The following is a 22,249-nucleotide window of genomic DNA, read 5'->3' on the forward strand; positions in this document are numbered from 1 at the left end:
CATGCGCGCGCGAAACGGGCGGGAATCCATCGGAATCGCGAGAAATCGGTGAACCGTCCGGCGCTTGCCTTGACCGTCATTCGGATTCGTTCTTATGTTCCTCGCCCAAACTGCTGATTTCGGGACTTTTCGGCATGGATCAGATGACCGGTTTCGCGTCGGCGCTGACTCGCCTCGAAGGCGCGCTGGACAGACTCGAGCGCGCCGCGGCGGGTATCGGCGATGCGGACGGCGCGTCCGCCGAACTGGAAGCGCTGCGCCGCAAGCACCGCCGCCTGCGGGACTCCGCCGAGCGCGCCGTCGCCGATCTCGACGTGCTGATCGCGTCGGCGCGGGGTTAGCCGGGTGGGGCAGATCAACGTCACCATCGGCGGCCGCTCCTACCCCCTCGCCTGCCGCGACGGCGAGGAAGACCGCCTGAACCGCCTCGCCGCGCATGTCGACGCCAAGGCCGCCGACCTGCAGGGCGCGCTCGGCCAGATGAGCGAGCCGCGCCTGCTGCTGATGTCGGCCATCCTCATCGCCGACGAGCTTTTCGACCTGAAGGAACGCGACCCGTCGCTCGGCGACACGATCGCAACGAATGCGCTCGAAAAGGCGGCCGAGCGGGTGGAAGCCATTGTCGCAGCCCTTGAGAAGCGCCGCGCCAGCGCCTAGATTGGTATACGGCGGATACTGCCTGGTGCGCGCGATGCGAACATCCCTGAGGCGATATCGACATCCAAGGGTGCTGTCCCTGTGCGGATCCTGGTCCGACCACACGGTGCCCACCTGACGTTACTGGCGTCAGAGGATATTCCGGCAAACGGCCGAGGCGGTTCCGCCACCTGAGTTCTGACCTCGTTTTTCGGATTCCCGTTTGTCCACTGCCTCCCTTTCCGACAAGGACGCCCTGCGCCGCGATGCGCGGGCGGCGCGGGCCGCGTTCGTGCGCGGCCTCTCCCCGGCAGAGCGGCAGGCGCTGGAAACGGCGCTCGCCGAACGGGTCCGCCCTTTCCTCGCCGGCGCGCGCACGATCGGCAGCTATGTGCCGATGGGTCACGAGATCGATCCCGCCGCCTGCCTCCCGCACCTGCCCGCGGGCGCGCAGGTGCTGCTGCCGTGGTTCGGGGGCCGCGACGACGCCATGCGCTTCCGCGTCGCAGGCGGCCTGCTGGAGCCCGGCCCGTTCGGCACGATGCAGCCGCTTTCCGAGGCCGCAGAGGCGGTTCCCGACACGCTTCTCGTGCCGCTCGTCGCGGCCGACACGCACGGCAACCGCATCGGCCAGGGCAAGGGCCACTTCGACCGCGCGCTCGCCGCGCTGCGGGCCGTGCGCCCCACCGTCGCCATCGGCCTCGCGTGGGACGTGCAGATCATGGATGCGCTGCCCGCGGACAGCTGGGACCAGCGGCTCGACGCGGTGGTGACGCCGACACGGACGCTCGCGGCATGACCGATCCGAAACCGAGCCTCAGGAAGCCCTTCGGCGTGCTGCTGCTGATCCTGCTGATCGCGCTCTATGCGCTCGCCGCCGTCGCGGTGGCGGAGCCGGTCACGCGCCTTCCCGCGCTCGTCCAGCTTCCCGTCTGGGTCGCGCTCGGCATCGCCTGGGTCTTCCCGGCCCGTCCCCTCGTTCGCTGGATAGAAACCGGACGCTTTCGCAAATGACCGACATCATCGCCCCGGACGACTGCACCACCATGACCGAGATCCGCGCCGCCATCGACGCGCTCGACCGCGAGATCGTCGCGCTGCTCGCAAGACGGATGCGCTACATTGAGGCGGCGGCGCGCGTGAAGACCGCGCGCGGCGCGGTGCGCGACGAGGCGCGGAAGGCGGAGGTGATCGCAAGGGCCTGCGACGCCGGGGAGGCGCACGGCCTGCCCCGCGAGCACGTGGCGGCGATCTACGACCTGCTCGTGGAGCGCTCGATCGCGCACGAGTTCAGGGTCTTCGACGGTATCGAAGGCTGATTTCGTTTCCTGCGGGAAAGCGCCATTTCCGGCTGTGAGAAATGGCGCGAGTGACGGGGCTCGAACCCGCGACCTCCGGCGTGACAGGCCGGCACTCTAACCAACTGAGCTACACCCGCGCGTTGCTTCGTATTTCGAAAGCCGGGCGTACCTATGGGCGGGACCCGGCGCTGTCAAGACGCATCTGGCGGATTCTGCCGCAAGTGACGCGGAACTGCGAAGCGCTTTGCTGAAAGCCGCCGAAACGCATAAATTTTGCCGGGCATGTCACACCCCGCGCGCCTGCCTCGTCATGTCTGCAAGCGCGCATGGTGCGCGCAAGGAGACGAGACATGACAACCCGCCTGAACAATGCCCACAGCTACGCGCCTGAAGCGATCAAGGCGATGACGGCGCTCGAGGAGAGCTTCAAGGCGAGCGGCCTTGAACAGAACCTGATGGAACTGGTGCGGCTGCGCGCCTCGCAGATCAACGGCTGCGCCTTCTGCATCCACATGCACGCCACCGACCTGCGCCGCGCGGGCGAGGACGAGATGCGGCTCTACATGCTGAACGCGTGGCGCAGATCGACGCTCTACAGCCCCCGCGAACGCGCCGCGCTCGGCTGGACGGAGGCGCTGACCCGCCTTGCGGAAACCGGCGCTCCGGACGCCGACTACGAAGCATTGAAGGCCGAGTTCAGCGAGGCCGAGCAGGTCAACCTCACGCTGCTCATCGGCGCGATCAACACGTGGAACCGCTTGCAGGTCGGCTTCCGCGCCCCGCATCCGGCCCTCCGCCGTGCCGCGGCCTGAAAACACGCCCCTGTTCGAGGCGCAGCGGCCCCGGCTGCTGCGCCTCGCCTACCGGATGCTCGGCTCGGTCGCCGAGGCCGAGGACGTGGTGCAGGACGCGTGGCTGCGCTGGTCGGAGGCCTCCGGCATCGATTCGCCGCCCGCGTGGCTGACGCGCGTGGTGACGCGGCTCTGCCTCGACCGGATGAAGTCGGCGCGGGCGCGGCGCGAGGCCTATTTCGGCACGTGGCTCCCCGAACCGCTGCTCGGCACCGAAGAACCGGAATCCATCGCCGACGACGTCACGCTGACGCTGATGCTCGCGCTCGAACGCCTCTCGCCGCTCGAACGCGCCGCGTTCCTGCTCCACGACGTGTTCGAGGTGAGCCTCGGCGACGTCGCGGCGGCGCTCGGCCGGGACGCCGCGGCTGTGCGCCAACTGGCGGTGCGCGCGCGGCGGCACGTGCAGGAGGCGAAGCCGCGCTATGCGGTGGAGGACGCCGAGGCCGAACGCATCGCGCAGGCCTTCTTCAACGCGGCACGCGACGGCGACACGGCCGCGCTGCAAGACCTGCTCGCCGAGGACGTGGTGATCCATTCCGACGGCGGCGGGCGCGTGCTTGCGTTCCGCAACCCCATCCGCGGCATCGCCCGCGTGCTCCGGCTCTACGCCGGCCTCCGCCGCAAGTTCGGCAATGTCGCCACGCTGCTCCGCCCGCTGCGGATCGACGGCCTGCCCGGCTTCGTCAGCATCGACCGCGGCGTGCTGCAAACGACCGCGCTCTCGATCGAGGACGGCCGCATCACGGCGATCTATATCGTGCGGAACCCCGACAAGCTGGGTCACGTCGTGAGCGCGCTGCCGGAAGGCGCCACGATCAACTGACGTGGTGGAAAGGCTGTGCGCCCTTGCTCAGCGCGGCTTTACCGCGAACGCCTGAATCTCGACCTTGGCGCGGTCCTCGACGAGCGCCGCCACCTGCACGAGCGCCATCGCCGGGAAGTTCTTGCCCATGACGTCGCGATAGGCGGCACCGACGCCTTTCAGGTTGGCGAGATACTCGGCCTTGTCGGTCACGTACCACGTCATCGACGCCACGTGCTCCGGCCCTGCCCCGCCCGCCGCCAGCACGGCGACGACGTTTTCGAGGCATTGCCGCGTCTGCGCGGCGAAATCGTCCGTCTCGAACTCGGCGTTCGCGTTCCAGCCGATCTGGCCGCCGACGAAGATCAGCGTGCCTTCCGCGGCGATGCCGTTCGCATAGCCGAGGGGCTTCACCCAGCCTTCGGGTTGCAGGGTTTCAAACATTGGACGCCTCCAGATGATGTTCGAGCGCGGCGCGCAGGTCGTCCGGCCACGGACGCGCGCGGTGTGTATCGGTATCGGTGGCGACGACCCGCTGCTCCGCCGACCAGAGCAGCGTGCCGCCGCAGGTGATGCGGTGCAGGAAATCGAGCGAGCTTCCGCCGACGCGCTTCACGTCGACCCGGAATTCCAGCAGGTCGCCGTGAACGCCGGGATGGCTGAAGGTGATGTCGAGGCGCACGGTGGGCACCGAAATGCGGCGTTCGCCCATCATCACCGGCCAAGGGGAGCCGATCGAGGCGAAGAACTCCTCCATCACCCCGACGAGCAGGTTGAGATAGGACGGGAAATAGGCGATCCCCGAAGGATCGCAGTCCCCGAACCTGAGGGGGCGAGCGGTCGTGAACGCCACGGCGGGCTTCAGTTCGCGAAGGCCGCGATGCCGGTGATCGCGCGGCCGATGATGAGCGCGTGGACATCGTGCGTGCCCTCGTAGGTGTTGACCACCTCGAGGTTCACGAGATGCCGCGCCACGCCGAACTCGTCGGAAATGCCGTTGCCGCCGAGCATGTCGCGCGCCGTGCGGGCGATCTCCAGCGCCTTGCCGCAGGAATTGCGCTTCAGGATCGAGGTCAGCTCCACCGGCGGATGCCCCGCCTCCTTCATGCGGCCGAGACGCAGGCAGCCCTGGAAGCCGAGCGCGATGTCCGTCGCCATGTCGGCCAGCTTCTTCTGGATGAGCTGGTTCGCGGCAAGCGGCCGCCCGAACTGCTTGCGGTCGAGCACGTACTGCCGCGCCGTCCTGTAGCACGACTCCGCCGCGCCGAGCGCACCCCACGCGATGCCGAAGCGCGCCGAGTTGAGGCAGGTGAACGGCCCCTTGAGGCCGCGCACCTCGGGGAACATCGCTTCCTCGGGCACGAACACCTCGTCCATCAGGATCTGGCCGGTGATCGAGGCGCGCAGGCCGACCTTGCCGTCGATGGCGGGCGCCGAAAGCCCCTCCATGCCCTTTTCGAGCACGAAGCCGCGGATGGCGCCGTCATCGGTCTTCGCCCACACGACGAACACGTCCGCGATCGGCGCGTTGGTGATCCACGTCTTGGCGCCCGAGAGGCTGTAGCCGCCGGGCACGCTCTTCGCGCGCGTCGCCATCGACCCCGGGTCGGAGCCGTGGTCCGGCTCGGTGAGGCCGAAGCAGCCGATCCACTCGCCGCTCGCGAGCTTCGGCAGGTATTTCCGCTTCTGCGCCTCCGAACCGAACGTCTCGATCGGCACCATGACGAGCGAGGACTGCACGCTCATCATCGAGCGGTAGCCGCTGTCGACCGCCTCCACCTCGCGCGCGATGAGGCCGTAGGCGACATAGCCGAGCCCCGCGCCGCCGTATTCCGGTGAGATCGTCGCGCCGAGCAGGCCCAGCTCGCCCATCTCGCGGAAGATCGCCGGATCGGTCTTCTCGTGCCGGAAGGCCTCGGTGACGCGCGATGCCAGCCGGTCCTCGGCATAGCGGCGCGCGGTTTCGGAGATCATCTGCTCCTCTTCGGTCAGCTGCTGCGCGAGGCCGAAGGGGTCGAAGGGATCGAAGGGGTCCAAGGTCGTGCTCCTGAAGAACTAGAGTTCGGTGCGTACTTTCCAGAGTTCGGGGAACAATTCCACCTCCAGCATCTTGCGGAGGTAGGCGACCCCGGAGGTGCCGCCGGTGCCGCGCTTGAGGCCGATGATGCGTTCCACCGTCGTCACGTGGTTGAAGCGCCAGCGCCGGAAATAATCCTCGAAATCGACGAGCTTCTCGGCAAGCTCGTAAAGTGCCCAGTGCTTCTCGGGCGCGCGGTAGACGGTCTTCCACGCCTCGACGACGTCCTGGCTTTCCGCGCGCGGCTTGCGCCAGTCGGTGCGCTCCGCATCGGCCGCCCCGATCGGGATGCCGCTGCGCTGGAGCAGCAGCAGCGCCTCGTCGTAAAGGCTCGGCTTTGCGAGAATGTCCTCGAGCTTCGCCACGATCTCGGGCCGGTGCGCGTGCGGACGCAGCATGGCCTCGTTGCGGTTCCCGGCAAGGAACTCGATGGCGCGGTACTGGTAGGACTGGAAGCCCGAGGACTGGCCGAGCGCGTCGCGGAACTCGGTGTATTCGCTCGGCGTCATCGTCCTCAGCACGTCCCACGCGCTGTTGAGCTGCTCGAAGATGCGCGCGACGCGGGTCAGCATCTTGAAGGCGTTTTCCACGCGGTCCTCGCGCACCGCGTTCATCGCGGCCCGCACCTCGTGAATGGCGAGCTTCATCCACAGCTCCGAGGTCTGGTGCTGGATGATGAACAGCATCTCGTCGTGCGCGGCCGAGAGCGGATTCTGCGCGCTCAGAATGGGATCGAGCGACAGGTAGTCGCTGTAGGACATGCGTTCCCGGAACGACATCTGCGCGCCGTCTTTGGCCGGGTCATAGGGCTGCTGGCTGGTCACGTGACAAGTCCTCTTCTGTGATATTCGGGTTTGTCCCAGCTCCTTGTCCTCAGCACGTCTTCCATGATGGAGACCGCGCCGAGTACCTCCTCCTCGCCGATATAGAGCGGCGTGAAACCGAACCTGAGCGCGTCGGGCGCGCGGAAATCGCCGATCACGCCGCGCGCGATCAGCGCCTGCATGACCGCGTAGCCCTGCGGGTGGCGGAACGACACCTGACTGCCGCGCGCGGCGCTGTCGCGCGGTGAGGCGAGCACGAGGCCGGGGCAGCGCGCCTCGACCTCGCGGATGAAGAGTTCCGACAGTTCGACCGACTTTCGGCGCACGTCGGCCATGTCGACGGCCTCCCACGCATCGAGCGCCGCGTCGAGCACGGCGAGCGCGATGATCGGCGGCGTGCCGACGCGCATCCGCTCGATGCCGGAACCGGGGCGATAGTCCTGATCGAAGGCGAAGGGCGCTTCATGCCCCATCCAGCCGGAGAGCGCCGGGCGAGCGACATCGGCGTGCTCGGCCGCGACATAGATGAACGCGGGCGCACCGGGGCCGCCGTTCAGGTACTTGTAGGTGCAGCCGACCGCGAAGTCGGCGCCCGCGCCCTTCACGTCGACGGGAATCGCGCCCGCCGAGTGCGCGAGGTCCCAGATCGTCAGCGCGCGCGCCGCGTGCGCCTTCGCCGTCAGCTTCGCCATGTCGTGCAGGCGGCCGGTGCGGTAGTCGACCTCGGTGATCATCAGCACGGCGACGCTCTCGTCGATCGCGTCTTCCACGGCTTCGGGCTCGACGACCTTCAGCTCATGCCCCTGCCCCAGCGAGCGGATCAGGCCCTGCGCCATGTAGAGGTCGGTGGGGAAATTGCCGCTGTCCGACACGATGACGCGCCGGTCGGGGCGCATTTCCAGCGCCGAGGCGAGCGCCTGGTAGACCTTGATCGACAGCGTGTCGCCCATCACGACGCTGCCCTCGGGCGCGCCGATGAGCCGGGCGACGCGGTCGCCGATCTTGCGGGGCTGCACCATCCAGCCGGCAGTGTTCCAGCCCCTGATGAGCTCGCCGCCCCATTCCTCCCCGATCACCTTCGCCGCGCGCGCCTTCGCGGCGAGCGGCAGCGGCCCGAGCGAGTTGCCGTCGAGGTAGATGACGCCTTCGGGAATATGGAACTTCGCGCGCGTCGCGCTGAAATCGGTCATGCCTGTCTTTCCGCCTTCAATCGGAACCGCTGGATCTTGCCGCTCTCGGTCTTCGGAAGCGCCGCCGTGAACCGCACGGAGCGGGGGTATTTGTAGGGCGCAATGGTCGCCTTCACGTGGTCCTGCAACACTTTGACGACGCCGTCGTCCGCCGCGACGCCCTCGACGAGCACGACATGCGCCTCGACGATCTGGCCGCGCGCCTCGTCGGCGATGCCGATCACGGCGCATTCGAGCACGTGCGGGTGCTTCAGCAGCGCCGCCTCCACCTCCGGCCCGGCGATGTTGTAGCCCGCCGAGATGATCATGTCGTCGGAACGCGCGGCGAAGTGGAAGCGGCCCTCGGCATCCTGCGTGAAGGAATCGCCGGTGAGGTTCCAGCCGCCCTTCACGTAGTTCGTCTGGCGCTTGTCGGCGAGGTAGCGGCAACCCACGGGGCCGCGCACGGCGAGCCGCCCGACCTCGCCGCGCGGCAGCTCGTTCATGTTCTCGTCGACGATCTTCGCCTCGTAGCCGGTGAGCGGCCGCCCGGTGCAGGCCGGGTGCATGTCGTCGAGGCGGTTCGAGATGAAGATGTGCAGCAGTTCGGTCGCGCCGATGCCGTCGAGGATCGGCTTGCCGGTCTTCCTCACCCAGTCCTCGAACACCGGCGCGGGCAGCGTCTCGCCCGCCGACACGGCGATGCGGAGCGAGGAGAGGTCCGCGCCCTCGTCGAACGCCGCCAGCATCATGCGGTAGGCGGTCGGCGCGGTGAAGCTGATCGTCGCCCTGTAGGTCTCGATGATCTCGATCATGCTCTGCGGCGAGGCGTGCTCCAGCAGCGTCGCCGCCGCGCCGAAGCGCAGCGGGAAGATCGCGAGACCGCCGAGGCCGAAGGTGAAGGCGAGCGGCGGCGAGCCGACGAAAATGTCGTCGGGGCGCACGCCCAGCACTTCCTTCGCATAGGCGTCCGCGATGATGAGCAGGTCGCGGTGGAAGTGCATCGTCGCCTTGGGCTCGCCCGTGGTGCCCGAGGTGAAGCCGAGCAGCGCCACGTCGTCGCGGCCCGTCTTCACCGCCTCGAACGTCACCGGCTTGTCGAGCGCGGCGCGGTCGAGCTCGGCATCGTGGTTGGCGGTGCCGTCGAAGCCGACGACAGCCTTCAGGAAGCGGCTGTCCCTCGCGCACAGCGCCATCTCGTCCATCAGCCGCATGTCGCAGAGCGCGAGGCCGATCTCCGCCTTGTCGACGATCTTCGAAAGCTCGCCCGCGCGCAGCATCGGCATGGTGTTGACGACGACCGCGCCCGCCTTCGTCGCGGCGAGCCAGCACGCGACCATCGCGGGGTTGTTCGCGGAGCGGATCAGCACGCGGTTGCCGGGCTTCACGCCGTAGTCCTCGACGAGCGCGTGCGCGATACGGTTCGACCAGTCGGCGAGTTCCTTGTAGGTGCGCCGCCGCCCGTTGCCGATGAGCGCGGTGTGGTCGCCGAAGCCCCTGGCGACCATCGCGTCGGTGAGTTCGACGCCAGCGTTCAGATAGTCGGGATATTGGAAGCCACCCAGCAGCAGGTCCGGCCATTCCTCGAACGGCGGCAGATTGTCCCGCGTGAACGTATCGACGTGTGCCGACGGCCCCAAAATCATGCCCCACCTCCCATCACCTGACGCGCGATCACCACCTTCTGCACGTCCGACGCCCCTTCGTAGATGCGGAGCGCGCGGATTTCCCGGTACAGGCTTTCGACGATGTGGCCGTGGCGCACCCCGTCCCCGCCATGAAGCTGCACCGCCTTGTCGATCACCGCTTGCGCGCGGTCGGTGGCGTAGAGCTTCGCCATCGCCGCCTCGCGCGTCACGCGCGGCGCGCCCATGTCCTTGGTCCACGCGGCGCGGTAGACGAGCAGCGCGGCGGCATCGACGTCGAGCGCCATGTCCGCGATGTGGCCCTGCACCATCTGGAGATCGAACAGCGGCGCACCGAACAACGTGCGCTCGCCCGTGCGGCGGATGCTCTCTTCGAGCGCGCGCCGCGCGAAGCCGAGCGCGGCCGCGCCCACGGTCGAACGGAACACGTCGAGCACCGACATGGCGATGCGGAAGCCCTCGCCCGGTTTCCCGACCATCGCCGAGGCGGGCACGCGCACGTCGTCGAAGCGCAGCCGCGCGAGCGGGTGCGGCGCGATCACGTCGATCCGCTCGGCGATCTCCAGCCCCAGCACGTCGGCGGGAACGACGAACGCGGAGATGCCCTTCGCGCCCGGCGCCTCGCCGGTGCGCGCGAACACCGTGTAGACGTCCGCGATACCGCCGTTCGAAATCCACGTCTTCTCGCCGGAGAGCACGTAGTCGCCGCCGTCGCGGCGCGCGCTCATGTCCATGTTGGCGACGTCCGACCCCGAGCGCGGCTCGGAGAGCGCGAAGGCGGAGAGCGCCTTTCCGGTGCGCGTCTTCCGCAGCCATTCGCGGTGGCCCTCGTCGCCGAACAGGCTGATCGTGCCTGTGCCGAGGCCCTGCATGGCGAAGGCGAAATCGGCGAGGCCGTCATGCCGCGCCAGCGTCTCGCGCGTGATGCAGAGCGTGCGCACGTCGAGCGGCGCGGGCGTGTCGGGATCGACCGTCGTCGGCAGCAGCCAGCCGCCCTCGCCGAGCATGACGACGAGGCGGCGGCAGGCGGCGTCGACGTCGCCGTGATCGACGGGCAGGTGCGCGCGGCACCACGCCTCCAGCCGCTCGGCATGGCCGCGGTGGCGGTCTTCGAAGAACGGCCAATCCAAAAAGCTGCGGTCCGCCATCAGTCGCCCTCGAACACCGGCGTCTGCTTCGCCACGAACGCGCGGTAGGCGCGCTCGAAGTCGCGCGTCTGCATACAGATCGCCTGCGCCTGCGCCTCGGACTCGATGGCCTGATCGAGGCTCATCGACCATTCCTGGTTGAGCTGCGTCTTGGTGATGCCGTGCGCGAAGGTCGGCCCGGAAACGATGCGCCGCGCGATCTCCAGCGCATCCGCCTCCAGCGCGTCGGCCGCGACCAGCCGGTTGTAGTAGCCCCAGCGCTCGCCTTCCTCGGCGCTCATCGTGCGGCCGGTGTAAAGCAGCTCCGCCGCCCTGCCCTGCCCGATGATGCGCGGCAGCACCGCGCACGCGCCCATGTCGCAGCCCGCAAGGCCGACGCGAGTGAACAGGAACGCCGTCTTTGCCCCAGGCGTCGCGATGCGGATGTCCGACGCCATCGTGATGATCGCGCCCGCGCCCACCGCGACGCCGTCCACCGCCGCGATGATCGGCTTGCCGCAATGGATCATCGCCTTCACGAGATCGCCGGTCATGCGCGTGAAGGCGAGAAGCTGCTTCATGTCCATCGCGACCAGCGGCCCGATGATGTCGTGCACGTCACCGCCCGAGCAGAAATTGCCGCCGTTCGGCAGGAACGCCACCGCGTCGACGTCATCGGCGTAGACGAGCGCGCGGAACGTGTCGCGCAGTTCGGCATAGGAGTCGAACGTCAGCGGGTTCTTGCGCTCGGGCCGGTCGAGCCGGACGCGCGCGATGCGGTCCTCGACCTCCCACAGGAAATGCGCCGGCTTCAATCCGGCCATTGTTTTTCCGGCCATCTGCGTCAATGTCCGCCCTCCCACTTGCTCTGGAATGTCCTGAGTGTGCCCGCCAGATGCGCGTCCTCGTCCGGATCGACATCGGCGAGCAGCGCGTCGATCCAGCGCTCGTGCGCCGCCGCCATCGCCTTGAACTGCGCGGCGCCCGCCTCCGTCAGCCTGACGATGAAGGCGCGGCGGTCGCCGTCCCGCGCCGCGCGCGCGACGAGGCCGTCCGACACCAGCCGGTCGACGATGCCGGTGACGTTGCCGTTGGAAACCAGCAGGAAGCGCGAAATCTCGCCCATCATCATGCCGTCCGGCGCGCGGTACAGCGCCGCCATGACGTCAAAGCGCGGCAGCGTCGTGTCGAACTCGGCCTTCAGCCGCTCGCGCAGCTCCGCCTCGATGAGCCGTGTCGCGCGGAGCAGGCGCAGCCACAGGCGCAGCCGCCCCTTGCCGTCCGCGGACGTGATCGGCGCGCTCACCACGTCTCGCCGCCCGAAACCGAGATGGCCTGCCCGGTGATCGACGCCGCGCCCTCGCTCGCGAGCCAGAGCACGGTCGCGGCGATCTCGTCCGGCGTGATGAAGCGGCCCTGCGGGTTCGTCGCGGCGAGGCTGGCGCGCGCCTCTTCATGGGTCCGCCCGGTCGTCGCCATGATGCGCGCGATCGACTCTTCGAGGAGATCGGTCTCCGTGAAGCCGGGGCACACGGCGTTGACCGTGACGCCCGACTTCGCCGTCTCGGCGGCGAGCGCGCGCATCAGTCCGACGACGCCGTGCTTCGCCGCCACGTAGGGCGCAACATAGGCATAGCCCTTGAGGCCCGCCGTCGAGGCGATGAAGATGATCCGCCCGGCGCGGCGCTTCACCATCGCTGCAAGCGCGGGCTGCACGGTGAGGAAGGCGCCGGTGAGGTTCACGGCGAGCGCCGCCTGCCAGGCCGCCGGCGTCACCTTGTGCGCGGGCGCGCTCTCGGCAGCGCCGGCATTCGCCACGACGATGTCGAACGACCCGTGCGTCTCATAAAGCGCGCACATCGCAGCCTCGTCGGTCACGTCCGCCTGCACGGCGGAAATGCGGTCGCTTTCCGCCGCCACGGCTTCCAACGGCGCGAGGCGACGGCCGCAAATGACGACGTCGACGCCTTGCCCCGCAAGCGCAAGCGCAATGGCCCGGCCCGCGCCGGTGCCGCCGCCCGTGACGAGCGCGGTGCGCCCAGCGATCATACCTTGCCCGTCATCTGCTCGGGCCCCCGCTCGGCGAGGCGGAACGCCTGATCGCGCCCGGCGAGGTAGGGATCGGGCCACGGCGTCTCCTTGTCGCCGAGCGCCGCCGCCGCGTGCAGCGTCCAGTAGGGATCGCTGAGGTGCGGACGCGCAAGGCAGACGAGATCGGCGCGGCCCGCCATCAGGATCGAGTTGGCGTGGTCGGGCTCGTAGATGTTGCCCACCGTCATCGTCGCCATGCCGGTCTCGTTGCGGATGCGGTCGGAAAACGGCGTCTGGAACATGCGGCCGTAGACGGGCCGCGCGCGGATCGAGGTCTGCCCGGCGGAGACGTCGCAAATGTCGACGCCCGCGTCCTTCAGGATTTCCGCGATGCGCACGGCCTCTTCCGGGGTCACGCCCTCGTCGCCGACCCAGTCGTTCGCCGAGATGCGCACCGAGATCGGCTTTTCATCGGGCCATGCGGCGCGAACGGCCCGGAACACTTCCAGCGGATAGCGCATCCGGTTTTCGAGGCTGCCGCCGTACTCGTCCTCGCGGGTGTTGGTGAGCGGGCTGATGAAGGACGAGAGCAGGTAGCCGTGCGCGGCATGGATCTCGATCATGTCGAAGCCCGCGCGGTTCGCCATCTCGGCCGCCGCGACGAACTGGTCGCGAACCCGGTCCATGTCGGCGCGGTCCATCGGCTTCGGCACGGCGTTCCGGTCCGACCACGGCACGGCCGACGCGGCGAGCAGCGGCCAGTTTCCGGCGGGCAGCGGCGCGTCCATTTCCTCCCAGCCGATCTGCGTCGAACCCTTGGGGCCGGAATGGCCGAGCTGCGCGCAGATTTTCGCGGGCGTTTCGGCGTGGACGAAATCGACGAGCCGCTTCCATGCCGCCTCGTGCTCCGGCGCATAGAGGCCGGGGCAGCCGGGCGTGATGCGCCCTTCGGCGCTGACGCAGGTCATCTCGATGAACACGAGGCCGGCGCCGCCCTTGGCGCGCTCGGCATAGTGCACGAAGTGCCAGTCGGTCGGGCAGCCGTCGACGGCCTTGTACTGCGCCATCGGCGAGACGACGATGCGGTTCCGGAGCGTCATGCCGCGCAGGCTCAAAGGCGCGAACATCGGCGCGCGGCGGGCCTTGCCTGCGCCCGCCTGCTCCTGGAACCAGATTTCGGCGCTGTCCAGCCACGCGCGGTCGCGCAGGCGCAGATTCTCGTGCGAGATGCGCTGCGAGCGCGTGAGCAGGGCATAGTTGAACTGCACGGGATCGAGATCGAGGTAGCGCTCCACCTCCTCGAACCATTCCATCGAGTTGCGCGCCGCCGATTGCAGGCGCAGCACCTCCACGCGGCGCGCGTCCTCATACTTCCGGAACGCGTCCGCCAGCGTCGGCTCGCTGTGGATGTAGTCGGCGAGCGCCACGGCGCTTTCCATCGCGAGCTTGCTGCCCGAACCGATCGAGAAATGCGCCGTCGCCGCCGCGTCGCCGAGCAGCGCGACGTTCTCGTAGGACCAGCGCTCGCAGAGCACGCGCGGAAAGTTGATCCACGCCGAACCGCGGATGTGCGCGGCGTTCGACATCAGGCTGTGCCCGCCGAGGTGCTTGGCGAAGATGCGCTCGCACGTCGCGATCGACTCTTCCTTGGTCATCTCGCCGAAGCCGAAAGCGGCCCACGTCTCCTCCGTGCATTCGACGATGAACGTCGCGGTGTCGGCGTCGAACTGGTAGGCGTGCGCCCACACCCAGCCGTGCTCGGTCTTCTCGAAGATGAAGGTGAAGGCGTCGTCGAACTTCTGGTGCGTGCCGAGCCAGACGAACTTGCACTTGCGCACGTCGATGTTCGGCTGGAAATGGTCTGCAAACTCCGTGCGCGTGCGGGAATTGAGCCCGTCCGCGGCAACGACGAGATCGTACTTGTCCATGTAGTGGCGCGTCGGCTCGGCCTCGGTCTCGAAGCGGATCTCGACGCCGAGCTCCAGCGCCCGCGCCTGAAGCAGCAGCAGCAGTTGCTTGCGCCCGATGCCGCAGAAGCCGTGCCCGGTGGAGACCGTCCGCACGCCGTTGTGGACGACGGCGATGTCGTCCCAATAGGCGAAGTGCTCGCGGATCGCTGCGGCGCTGACGGGATCGTTGGCGGCAAGGTTGTCGAGGGTCTCGTCGGAAAGCACCACGCCCCAGCCGAAGGTATCGTCCGGGCGGTTGCGCTCGATCACGGTGATGCAGTGCCCCGGATCGCGCAGCTTCATGCAGATGGCGAAATAGAGGCCCGCAGGCCCGCCGCCGAGTACAGCCACATCCATCGCATGACCTCCCTTGTCGATGAGTCGGAGGCTGACATGGCGGCCTTATTATTTCAAGCTTAAAGTTTCAGGGTTGAAATATTTCTGCATTGACGCATGCTGAAGGACAATGGACGGGAGCGGACATGGACCTTCGCGCGATCACGGACTGGGACGACGCCTACGCCAACGCCGCGCACATCGCGGGCGGCGACCGCTGGCCGGACGCATGGGTGGCGCCCGCCCGGCGCTGGCGCGAGGCGTGCGGCGCGCGCGCGATGCTCGACCTTCCCTACGGAGACGCCCCGCGCAACCGATACGACCTGTTTCTGCCCGAAGGCAGCCCGCGCGGTCTCGTCGTCTTCATCCACGGCGGCTACTGGCTCGCCCTCGACAAGAGCTACTGGTCGCACCTGTCGCGCGGGCCGCTCGCCCGCGGGTTCGCCGTGGCGATGCCGTCCTACACGCTCTGCCCGGAAACCCGCATCGGCGGCATCGCGCGCGAAATCGGCGCCGCGATCGCTGCCGCCGCCGCGCGCATCGACGGCCCCATCTTCATCACCGGCCACTCGGCGGGCGGGCACCTCGCCGCACGCATGGTCGCCGCGCCCTCGCCGCTGCCGCCGGAGGTCGCGGCCCGCGTCGCGCACACCGTACCGATCTCGGTACTCGCCGACCTGCGCCCGCTGATGCGCACGGCAATGAACGCCACGCTCCGCATCGACGACGCCGAGGCCGCCGCCGAAAGCCCCGCTTTGCTCGCCCCGCTGCCCGGCACGCGCGTCACCTGCTGGGTCGGTGCCGACGAACGCCCTGAGTTCCGCCGCCAGTCGGCGCTTCTCGCCAACATCTGGACCGGCCTCGGCGCCGCGACGGCGATCGTCGAAGAACAGGGACGCCATCACTTCAACGTCATCGACGGGCTCGAAGACCCCGATCACCCGCTGACGCGCGCGCTCCTCGGCGAATAGCTCAGTCGGCCTTCAGCCAGCGGTCGTACCAGTCGATGTTGGCGCGGATGCGGTGCGCGAGGTAGCTCGGCACGGTGAGGCCGTGGTTCTCGCCGGGATAGACGATCAGCTTCGTCGGCACGCCCCGCGTCTTCAGCGTCAGGTACATCTGCTCGGCGCCGACGCACGGCACGTTGTCGTCGGCGTCCGCGCACTGGAACAGCGTCGGCGCGGTGATGCGCTCGGGCTCGAGGAACGGATAGGCGAGCTTCTTCCACGTGTCGAAGCTCTCCCACGGCGTGCCGAGTTCGAGGATGTACTCGCGCTGGTACATGTCGACGCCCCACGTCGCGAGGATGTTGGAGACGCCCGCGCCCGCCACCGCCGCCCTGATGCGCTTGTCGTGGGCGATCATGTAGCCGGTGAGGATGCCGCCGTAGCTCCACCCACCGACGCCGATGCGGTCCGGATCGGCGATACCGTTCTCGATGGCGTTGGTGATCCCGGCGCTGATGTCATCGGCGTCGAGGTTGCCCCAGTCGGCATAGATCGCGCGCGAGAAATCGAAGCCGCGCCCCGACGAGCCGCGCGGGTTCACCTTCAGCACCACGTAGCCCGCCGCCGCGAGCGCGCGCGCGTCGAGATCGAACTCGTGGCTGTGCTGGTACACCGGCCCGCCGTGGATGTCCGCGACCAGCGGATAGCGCTTCGCCGGGTCATAATCCGGCGGGAACGTGTAGAAACCGTGGATTTCGGCGTCGCCGCTCCTGAAGCTGACGTCACGAACTTCGCCGAGCGTGCGGTCGTTCAGCCACGGATTATGATCGGTGAGTTGCCGCACGCCCGATTTTTCGAGCGCGAAAAGCTCTGACGGCTTTTCGTTCGTGGTTTCGAGGATGGCGATGCGCCCATCCTTCGCCACGGCATAGTCGTAGGCGAAGCGGGCGCCCTTCGTCAGATAGGTGATCTTGCCGCTCTTCGCGTCCACGCGCGCCAGCCACGTGTCGCGGTCGCCCTCGATCTGCGCGAGGATCGACCCGTCCGGCGCGAAACGCGGGTAGTAGAACCAGAGGTCGAGCTTGGCGGGCCGCGTCACCGCACCCGTCGCGACGTCCGCGACGGCGAGGTGCGGCGTGCCGTAGTAGAGCCACTTGTCCTCCATGCCTTCGAGCCAGACGATGCGCTTCGAATCCGGAGACCATGAAACGCCCGCGCCCCAGTCCGGGTCGTTGTCGGCGTTCGCGGTGGGGCTGATCTTGCGCGGCTCGCCGCCGGAGGGCGGCAGCACGTAGATTTCGGTATTGAGCGTCTTGTCGGTCTCGCCGTGGTCTTTCGCTGTGTAGGCGATGAGCTTGCCGTCCGGCGACCACACGGGCTTCCAGTGGTCGCGCGCGCCGCTCGTCAGCTGCCGCGCCGCGCCCGTCTCGAGGTCGACGATGAACAGCTGCTGCGTGCGGTCGTCGAGGTAGCCGCGCCCGTCCTGCTTGAAATAGAAGCGCTCGGTCTCGACCGGCGGCGGGGTCTTCGCCTTGCTGCCGACCGCCTTGCCGACCTCCGCGACGACGACGGCGGACCTGCCGTCCGGCGACAGGTCGTAGTCGCTGATCCCGCCGGGGATGGCAGTGATGCGCGTGCCCGCCCCACCCGCCGCAGGTATCCGCCAGAGCTGGGCGCTGTCGTCCTCCTCGTCCTCGCCGTCCTTCTTCTCGCCCGCATCGCTGAGGTACACGATGCTCTTGCCGTCCGGCGCATAGCGCGGGCTGTATTCGCTCACCTCCGGCGTACGCGTGAGCGGCGCGGGCGCGCCGCCCTTCCACGGCACGGTCCAGAGGTCGGAGGTCTTTTCATCGCGCTCCCGGTCCGGCGCGGTGACGGTGTAGACGATCGCAGCGCCGTCCGGCGAGAAGCGCGGCTCGCTGACGTCGATGAGCCGATAGTGGTCCTCCGGCACCACCGCCGAGGGCGCCGCGGAGGCAAGGCCGGACGACGCCAGCAGCATGAAACCGCCCAGAATCCGGTACATAAATCCTGCCCCCTTGTGCTGTCCTGCCCTCAGAACGAAACCGTCGCGCCCATGTAGAAATAGCGGCCCATCGCGGAGACCGGATAGGAGGTGTAGTTGAACGCCGGCTTCTCATCGAACAGGTTATTGACGCCGCCGTAGAGGCGGAAGCGCTCGCCGACATCGTAGCTCACCTGCACCTCGTGCTCCCATTTCTCCTTGATCCACAGGTATTTGGGATCGACGATGTCGGGGTCGCCGCGCACGTCCTCGATCGTGAAGCGCCGGGTCTTGTCGAACCAGCTGATGCCGTAGGCGATGGTGAGCGGTCCCTTTTCCCACACGAGATCGAGCGTCGCCGAATAGCGCGGCGCATAGGCCTCGTCGCGGTCCACGTCGATCTCGGCGCCCGGAGTCGCCACAAACTCCAGCCGGTCGAGGTAGTTGCCGGAGAGCGACAGGCTGAACGTCCCCGCCGTATCGGTCGGGATCCGGTAGGCGAGCGTCACGTCGAGGCCCGCGGTGCGGAACTGCGCCACGTTGTCGGGCCGCGACGTGAAGCCGGTGATGAAACCGGTGGCGGGGTCGCGCGTGATCGCGGGGCAGTAGGGATTGTCGATCGTCGGCTGGTCGACGCAAACCTCGGCGAGTTCCTCGGCCTGCGGCGTGTTGATCGCGTCCTTGATCTTGATGTCGTACCAGTCGGCCGTGAGGCTGAAGCCGGGCAGGAAACGGGGACGCAGCACGACGCCCGCCGTCCAGGTTTTTGCGGTTTCTTCCCGAAGGTCGGGATTTCCGCCGCTCAGCCCTTCCGTATAGAGCGATGAGCTGGGATCGCTCGACGGGCTGAAGGTTTCCGGGTCCACGCCGAGCGGCTCGAGGATCGCCGCGCAGTTCGCCGCGCGCGTCGAGGCGCCGCGGTTGAGTTCCTGCGTGTCGCACGGATCGACGATGAAGTTGAAGGACGAGCTTTCGGGCGCGAACAGCTCGGCGATGTTGGGCGCGCGCACCGCCTGCGAATAGGTCGCGCGGAACGAGACGTCGCGGACCGGCGCATAGACGCCATCCACCTTCCATGTCGTCGTCGATCCGACCGTGCTGTAGTCGGAAAGCCGGATCGCACCGCCGAACGACAGCAGGTGGGCGCCCGGCACGTCCTTCAGCAGCGGCACGTTGATCTCGGCGAACACCTCCTTCACGTCGAAGCTGCCGCGCGACGGCTGGATCGCGCCGTACCACGTGAGCCCGTCCCTGATGATCGGATCGGGATCGAACGTGCTCTTTTCCTTGCGGTATTCCGCGCCCACCGCGAAGCCGACCGGGCCGCCGGGCAGTTCGAGGAACGTGCCCGTGTCGCCGGAGATCGAGCCGGAAACGACATGCTGCGTCACCGTGGCGCGGCTGAGGCTGTCCGCGGTCACGAAGCCGATCGCGGCCGGGTCGCTCAGATACTCGCCGAAGATGTTGAAGGGCACGCAGTTCGGGAACGGATTTTCGGGGTCGAGCATCGTCCGGCAGATCGGCGCGCCCGTCTCCGGATCGCTCACCACGTCGATGGCCGCCTGCCATTCCGCCTCCAGCCGGTTGCCCTGGCTGTACGTGCGGGTCTTGGTCTGGCCGTAAACGTAGGACACCTCGTACTTCAGGTGCTCGCTGAACTTACCGCTGGCGCCGAGCACGCCGCGCAGCGTCTCGCGCCGGTTCTCCTCGAAATTGATGCCGAGGTCGAAGTTGTCGCGCGTTACCCACACGCCGTCCGGCATCTCGGAGTCCTCATAGGCCTCCGCCGCCGCGCCGGGGATGATCGCGTCGCGGATCGACTGCGGCATGAACGGGTTCTCGTCCGTCTGGAACAGGTAGAAATCGAAGGTGGGCTGCTGCTGCGTCCACGCCTTGGTGCGGACGTACTTGCCTTCCGCGAACAGCGTGAACGCCTCGCTGAATTCGTAGCGGCCGAGCACGTTGACGAGGTGCCGTTCGAGGCCGGGGAACAGGTCGCCCTGATAGCCGTCGATGGGCGTGCTCGATCCGCCCTGCGTGTAGCCGCCCGATTCCTCCAGCACGAAGCCCCGGTCGTAGACGCGGCCGTTGCCCTCGAAGTCCGCCGCGAAGTCGAAGTCGACATCCACCGCGCCCATGCGCGCGCTGTCGGCATAGCGCGCGTCGTTATAGGGCACGTAGTCGGGGATGTTGGGGTCGTCCGGAATGTCATCCTGATTGCGGAACAGCCATGTCGCACGCGGATTCGTGAGCCGGGACCGCTGCAACTCGTTCAGCCGGTCGTCCCTGTTGTACTCATAGGCGGCGGCGATGTTGCCGCGGCCTTCCGCGAAGTTCTTGCCCGCCGTGATCGCGCCGTAGCGGTTGCCGCCGTCGCCGCGCTGCGAGATGCCGATCTGGCCGCGCGCCGTGATGCCTTCGAAATCGCGCTTCAGGCGGAAATTGACGACGCCGGAGACACCGTCCGCACCGTAGATCGCCGAGGCGCCGCCGGTCAGCACGTCGACGGCCTCGATGAGGTCGGTGGGAATGGTATTGATGTCCACCGCCGCCGAGCCCGCGAGCGCGGAAACATGGCGCCGCCCGTCCACCAACACCAGCGTGCGGTCGGTACCGAGGTTCCTGAGATCGAGAAGATTGAGTCCCGCCTCGCCGAATTCCGTCTCGGAGCCGCCCGTCAGGCTGCCCGTCTGCGAGCCCAGCAGCGCCGGGCTTTGTGCGAGGAAATCGGCGATGTTGGTCTTACCGGACTGCGCGATGGCCTCCGACGACAGCGTCGTCACCGGGTTGGCGAAATCGAGTTCGGGGCGGCTGATGCGCGTGCCGGTGATGACGATGGTTTCGCCGACCTCTTCCGCGGCGACATCCGCCTGTTCGCCTGCCTGCTGCGCCAGCGCCTGCGCGGTCCATGCGGCCGTCGCCATCAGCGCTGCGAATGCGGTGATCGTCCTCATTGCTGCTGCTCCCACCCTTTTGCCGGTTTCCGGCGTTCTTTACGAACTTTCCCGGAACGGAGGATGTCGCAGCCTCAGTAGTTAGTCAATTGTCCAATCGGCAGACGCACGAGCGCCGCCCCCGGCGGGAACGGGAGCGGCGCGGGCGGACGAACGTGTGTTCAGCAGGAGCCGAGCGGATTGCGCGCGCGGTTCCAGCCGAGCGCCGCGAGCCGTTCCGAGCGTTCGAAACGGCGGCGCTCGATGATGCCGTTCAGCTTCATCGCGAGGCCGATCGCAATGAAGGCCCACACCGCCTGCATGTAGTTCTGCAGCGCGAAGCTGGCGGTGCCGACGACGGCGCAAATGATGATGATGGCGGGAAAGACGCGGGCGTACACCGCGTCGGCGAGTTCAACCTTGTCCATGGCCCCTAGACTCCCGAGCTGTACTTTCTTGACCCGAGGCCCATTAGCGGCCGGAATAGCTAACGAGGTCTTGCCGGACGCGGTTAACGCCGAAACTTTGATGGTTAACCTTACGGCCCTGTTATCAATTCCGCCCCGAAGACCCTGATCCCGGTCTATTTGCTGCCCGCGATCAGGCTTGCGGACGTGCCGCCGCCTTCCTTCGCGGAGGCGTGGACCTGCAGGCTGCGCCCGGTCGCCTCGTCCTGCGCAGTGACCATGCGCATGTCGGGCGTCGTCATTTCGCCCGCCACCTTGAGGCCGGCCTTCTGGGCTTCGGCCTTGTACCACGCGACGATCTTTTCGGGCGCGTCGCCGGTCTCGAAGTTGACCATGCCGCCCTTGCCCGTGGCGGAATCGCCGCCCGCGCCGCCGACGACCTTGGCACCCGGATAGAGCGGCGCGAAATCGGGGAGGAAGTTCGCAGCGCCTTCGCCGCTCATGAACTTGCCGGTCTGGCCGTCCGGGCCCGTGACGGTGAACGTCGTGGTGTCGCCGTCCTCGCGGACGCTGTACTGCGCCTCGCCGTCCCCGGTCTCGACGCTGCCCCTGGCGACTTCCCTGCCCTCGCCCTTCGAGGCCTCGCTGGCATCGTTGCCGCCGCACGCCGCGAGCGCGAGGAAAGCCGCGCCCGCCACAAGTCCCTGTTTCATCATGATGATGCCTCCTGTCCGGCCGCCACCCTAACAAAAGCGGATGCCGGACAGGAAGCCTTGTTATTCCGTCAGCTCAGCGGCACTTGACGCCGTCGTCGAGGCTCTTGCCGACAAGGCCGCCCGCGACCGCGCCCAGCACGGCGCCAACGGTCTTGGAGCCGCCCGGCGCGATCTCGTGGCCGAGCACGCCGCCCGCGACGCCGCCGACGATGAGGCCGGTCGTGCCGTCCTTGCGCTTGCAGTAGTAGCGCCCGTCGCGGCCGCGGTAGATCTGCTCGTCGCGGCCGAGGCGGCGTTCGCGGTAGTTGCCCTTGCGGTAGTGATCGTCCGGATACCACCGGTCATGCTTGCGATGCGGCGGGTCGGCGAGCGCCGGGGCCGAGGGCACGGCGGCAAGCGGGATGAGCGAAGCCGCGACAGCAGCAAGAACGACCTTTTTCATAAAACTCTCCACATGATTCACCGGAAGCGACGGCTTCGGCTGCCGAA

Annotated in this window: 24 protein-coding genes and 1 tRNA gene; 8 read left to right on the forward strand and 17 right to left on the reverse strand. The window is 68.0% G+C overall.

Translation table 11 applies throughout. The features are described 5' to 3' along the window. Positions 1-134: 134 nt before the first annotated feature. From PE061_RS16750 to PE061_RS16770, 5 genes are all read left to right on the forward strand, one after another. A complete protein-coding gene (locus PE061_RS16750) occupies positions 135-341 on the forward strand; it encodes a hypothetical protein (RefSeq protein ID WP_271256364.1) in 207 nt (68 codons plus the stop codon). 4 nt (positions 342-345) lie between these two features. Next, complete coding sequence (locus PE061_RS16755) at positions 346-657, forward strand: cell division protein ZapA (protein WP_271256365.1); 312 nt, start codon at positions 346-348, stop codon at positions 655-657. A 202-nt stretch (positions 658-859) separates the two neighbouring features. Then, positions 860-1,435: a 5-formyltetrahydrofolate cyclo-ligase gene (locus PE061_RS16760; protein WP_271256366.1), complete on the forward strand. Its 576-nt coding sequence runs from the start codon at positions 860-862 to the stop codon at positions 1,433-1,435. Further along, complete coding sequence (locus PE061_RS16765; protein WP_271256367.1) at positions 1,432-1,650, forward strand: DUF2842 domain-containing protein; 219 nt, start codon at positions 1,432-1,434, stop codon at positions 1,648-1,650. The genes PE061_RS16760 and PE061_RS16765 overlap by 4 nt, the downstream gene beginning before the upstream one ends. Further along, positions 1,647-1,955: a chorismate mutase gene (locus PE061_RS16770; RefSeq protein ID WP_271256368.1), complete on the forward strand. Its 309-nt coding sequence runs from the start codon at positions 1,647-1,649 to the stop codon at positions 1,953-1,955. Before PE061_RS16765 ends, PE061_RS16770 begins: the two co-directional genes overlap by 4 nt. A gap of 42 nt (positions 1,956-1,997) precedes the next feature. Here the strand turns inward: PE061_RS16770 and PE061_RS16775 are convergent. Beyond that, a tRNA-Asp gene (locus PE061_RS16775) sits at positions 1,998-2,074 on the reverse strand. A gap of 213 nt (positions 2,075-2,287) precedes the next feature. Here PE061_RS16775 and PE061_RS16780 point away from each other — a divergent pair. Both PE061_RS16780 and PE061_RS16785 read left to right on the forward strand, forming a co-directional pair. Continuing rightward, positions 2,288-2,749: a carboxymuconolactone decarboxylase family protein gene (locus tag PE061_RS16780; protein ID WP_271256369.1), complete on the forward strand. Its 462-nt coding sequence runs from the start codon at positions 2,288-2,290 to the stop codon at positions 2,747-2,749. Continuing rightward, entirely contained in the window at positions 2,736-3,614 is an 879-nt protein-coding gene (locus PE061_RS16785; RefSeq protein ID WP_271256370.1) for a sigma-70 family RNA polymerase sigma factor, read from the forward strand. The genes PE061_RS16780 and PE061_RS16785 overlap by 14 nt, the downstream gene beginning before the upstream one ends. Before the next feature lie 27 nt (positions 3,615-3,641). Here the strand turns inward: PE061_RS16785 and PE061_RS16790 are convergent, their stop codons facing one another. The 11 genes from PE061_RS16790 to PE061_RS16840 are packed head-to-tail and all read right to left on the reverse strand — an operon-like array spanning position 3,642 to position 14,773. Next, positions 3,642-4,037: a RidA family protein gene (locus PE061_RS16790; protein WP_271256371.1), complete on the reverse strand. Its 396-nt coding sequence runs from the start codon at positions 4,035-4,037 to the stop codon at positions 3,642-3,644. After that, positions 4,030-4,446, reverse strand: a complete 417-nt coding sequence (locus PE061_RS16795; RefSeq protein ID WP_271256372.1) for an acyl-CoA thioesterase — start codon at positions 4,444-4,446, stop codon at positions 4,030-4,032. The genes PE061_RS16790 and PE061_RS16795 overlap by 8 nt, the downstream gene beginning before the upstream one ends. Before the next feature lie 8 nt (positions 4,447-4,454). Next, positions 4,455-5,630: an acyl-CoA dehydrogenase gene (locus PE061_RS16800; protein ID WP_271256373.1), complete on the reverse strand. Its 1,176-nt coding sequence runs from the start codon at positions 5,628-5,630 to the stop codon at positions 4,455-4,457. Positions 5,631-5,648: 18 nt separating this feature from the next. Next, positions 5,649-6,494: a tryptophan 2,3-dioxygenase gene (kynA, locus tag PE061_RS16805; RefSeq protein ID WP_336297003.1), complete on the reverse strand. Its 846-nt coding sequence runs from the start codon at positions 6,492-6,494 to the stop codon at positions 5,649-5,651. Further along, positions 6,491-7,684, reverse strand: coding sequence for a kynureninase (kynU, locus tag PE061_RS16810; RefSeq protein WP_271256374.1), 1,194 nt, complete (start codon positions 7,682-7,684; stop codon positions 6,491-6,493). The genes kynA and kynU overlap by 4 nt, the downstream gene beginning before the upstream one ends. After that, a complete protein-coding gene (locus PE061_RS16815) occupies positions 7,681-9,309 on the reverse strand; it encodes an AMP-binding protein (RefSeq protein ID WP_271256375.1) in 1,629 nt (542 codons plus the stop codon). The genes kynU and PE061_RS16815 overlap by 4 nt, the downstream gene beginning before the upstream one ends. After that, positions 9,306-10,457, reverse strand: coding sequence for an acyl-CoA dehydrogenase family protein (locus tag PE061_RS16820; RefSeq protein ID WP_271256376.1), 1,152 nt, complete (start codon positions 10,455-10,457; stop codon positions 9,306-9,308). Before PE061_RS16820 ends, PE061_RS16815 begins: the two co-directional genes overlap by 4 nt. Then, complete coding sequence (locus PE061_RS16825) at positions 10,457-11,275, reverse strand: enoyl-CoA hydratase family protein (protein WP_271256377.1); 819 nt, start codon at positions 11,273-11,275, stop codon at positions 10,457-10,459. Before PE061_RS16825 ends, PE061_RS16820 begins: the two co-directional genes overlap by 1 nt. Before the next feature lie 5 nt (positions 11,276-11,280). Further along, complete coding sequence (locus PE061_RS16830; RefSeq protein WP_271256378.1) at positions 11,281-11,742, reverse strand: MarR family winged helix-turn-helix transcriptional regulator; 462 nt, start codon at positions 11,740-11,742, stop codon at positions 11,281-11,283. Beyond that, on the reverse strand, positions 11,739-12,485 hold the full coding sequence (locus tag PE061_RS16835; protein WP_271256379.1) for an SDR family NAD(P)-dependent oxidoreductase: 747 nt from the start codon (positions 12,483-12,485) through the stop codon (positions 11,739-11,741). The genes PE061_RS16830 and PE061_RS16835 overlap by 4 nt, the downstream gene beginning before the upstream one ends. Beyond that, on the reverse strand, positions 12,482-14,773 hold the full coding sequence (locus PE061_RS16840; protein WP_271256380.1) for a bifunctional salicylyl-CoA 5-hydroxylase/oxidoreductase: 2,292 nt from the start codon (positions 14,771-14,773) through the stop codon (positions 12,482-12,484). The genes PE061_RS16835 and PE061_RS16840 overlap by 4 nt, the downstream gene beginning before the upstream one ends. A gap of 125 nt (positions 14,774-14,898) precedes the next feature. Between PE061_RS16840 and PE061_RS16845 the strand changes: the two genes are divergently transcribed. After that, positions 14,899-15,723: an alpha/beta hydrolase gene (locus PE061_RS16845; protein WP_271256381.1), complete on the forward strand. Its 825-nt coding sequence runs from the start codon at positions 14,899-14,901 to the stop codon at positions 15,721-15,723. 1 nt (position 15,724) lies between these two features. On the opposite strand, the gene PE061_RS16850 is transcribed toward PE061_RS16845, so the two are convergent. The 5 genes from PE061_RS16850 to PE061_RS16870 all read right to left on the reverse strand — a co-directional run bounded on the left by PE061_RS16850 (position 15,725) and on the right by PE061_RS16870 (position 22,202). Next, positions 15,725-17,725 (reverse strand): alpha/beta hydrolase family protein, encoded by a 2,001-nt coding sequence (locus PE061_RS16850; RefSeq protein ID WP_271256382.1) that lies wholly within the window; start codon positions 17,723-17,725, stop codon positions 15,725-15,727. A 29-nt stretch (positions 17,726-17,754) separates the two neighbouring features. After that, the gene (locus tag PE061_RS16855) at positions 17,755-20,658 is read right to left on the reverse strand and encodes a TonB-dependent receptor domain-containing protein (protein WP_271256383.1); all 2,904 of its coding nucleotides are present in this window, start codon (positions 20,656-20,658) and stop codon (positions 17,755-17,757) included. Between the two features lie 161 nt (positions 20,659-20,819). After that, positions 20,820-21,065 (reverse strand): hypothetical protein, encoded by a 246-nt coding sequence (locus tag PE061_RS16860; RefSeq protein ID WP_271256384.1) that lies wholly within the window; start codon positions 21,063-21,065, stop codon positions 20,820-20,822. 155 nt (positions 21,066-21,220) lie between these two features. Then, positions 21,221-21,760, reverse strand: coding sequence for a hypothetical protein (locus PE061_RS16865; protein WP_271256385.1), 540 nt, complete (start codon positions 21,758-21,760; stop codon positions 21,221-21,223). A 73-nt stretch (positions 21,761-21,833) separates the two neighbouring features. Then, on the reverse strand, positions 21,834-22,202 hold the full coding sequence (locus tag PE061_RS16870) for a glycine zipper 2TM domain-containing protein (RefSeq protein ID WP_271256386.1): 369 nt from the start codon (positions 22,200-22,202) through the stop codon (positions 21,834-21,836). Positions 22,203-22,249 lie beyond the last annotated feature (47 nt).

The sequence above is a fragment of the Sphingosinicella microcystinivorans genome (genome assembly GCF_027941835.1).
Classification (GTDB): domain Bacteria; phylum Pseudomonadota; class Alphaproteobacteria; order Sphingomonadales; family Sphingomonadaceae; genus Sphingosinicella.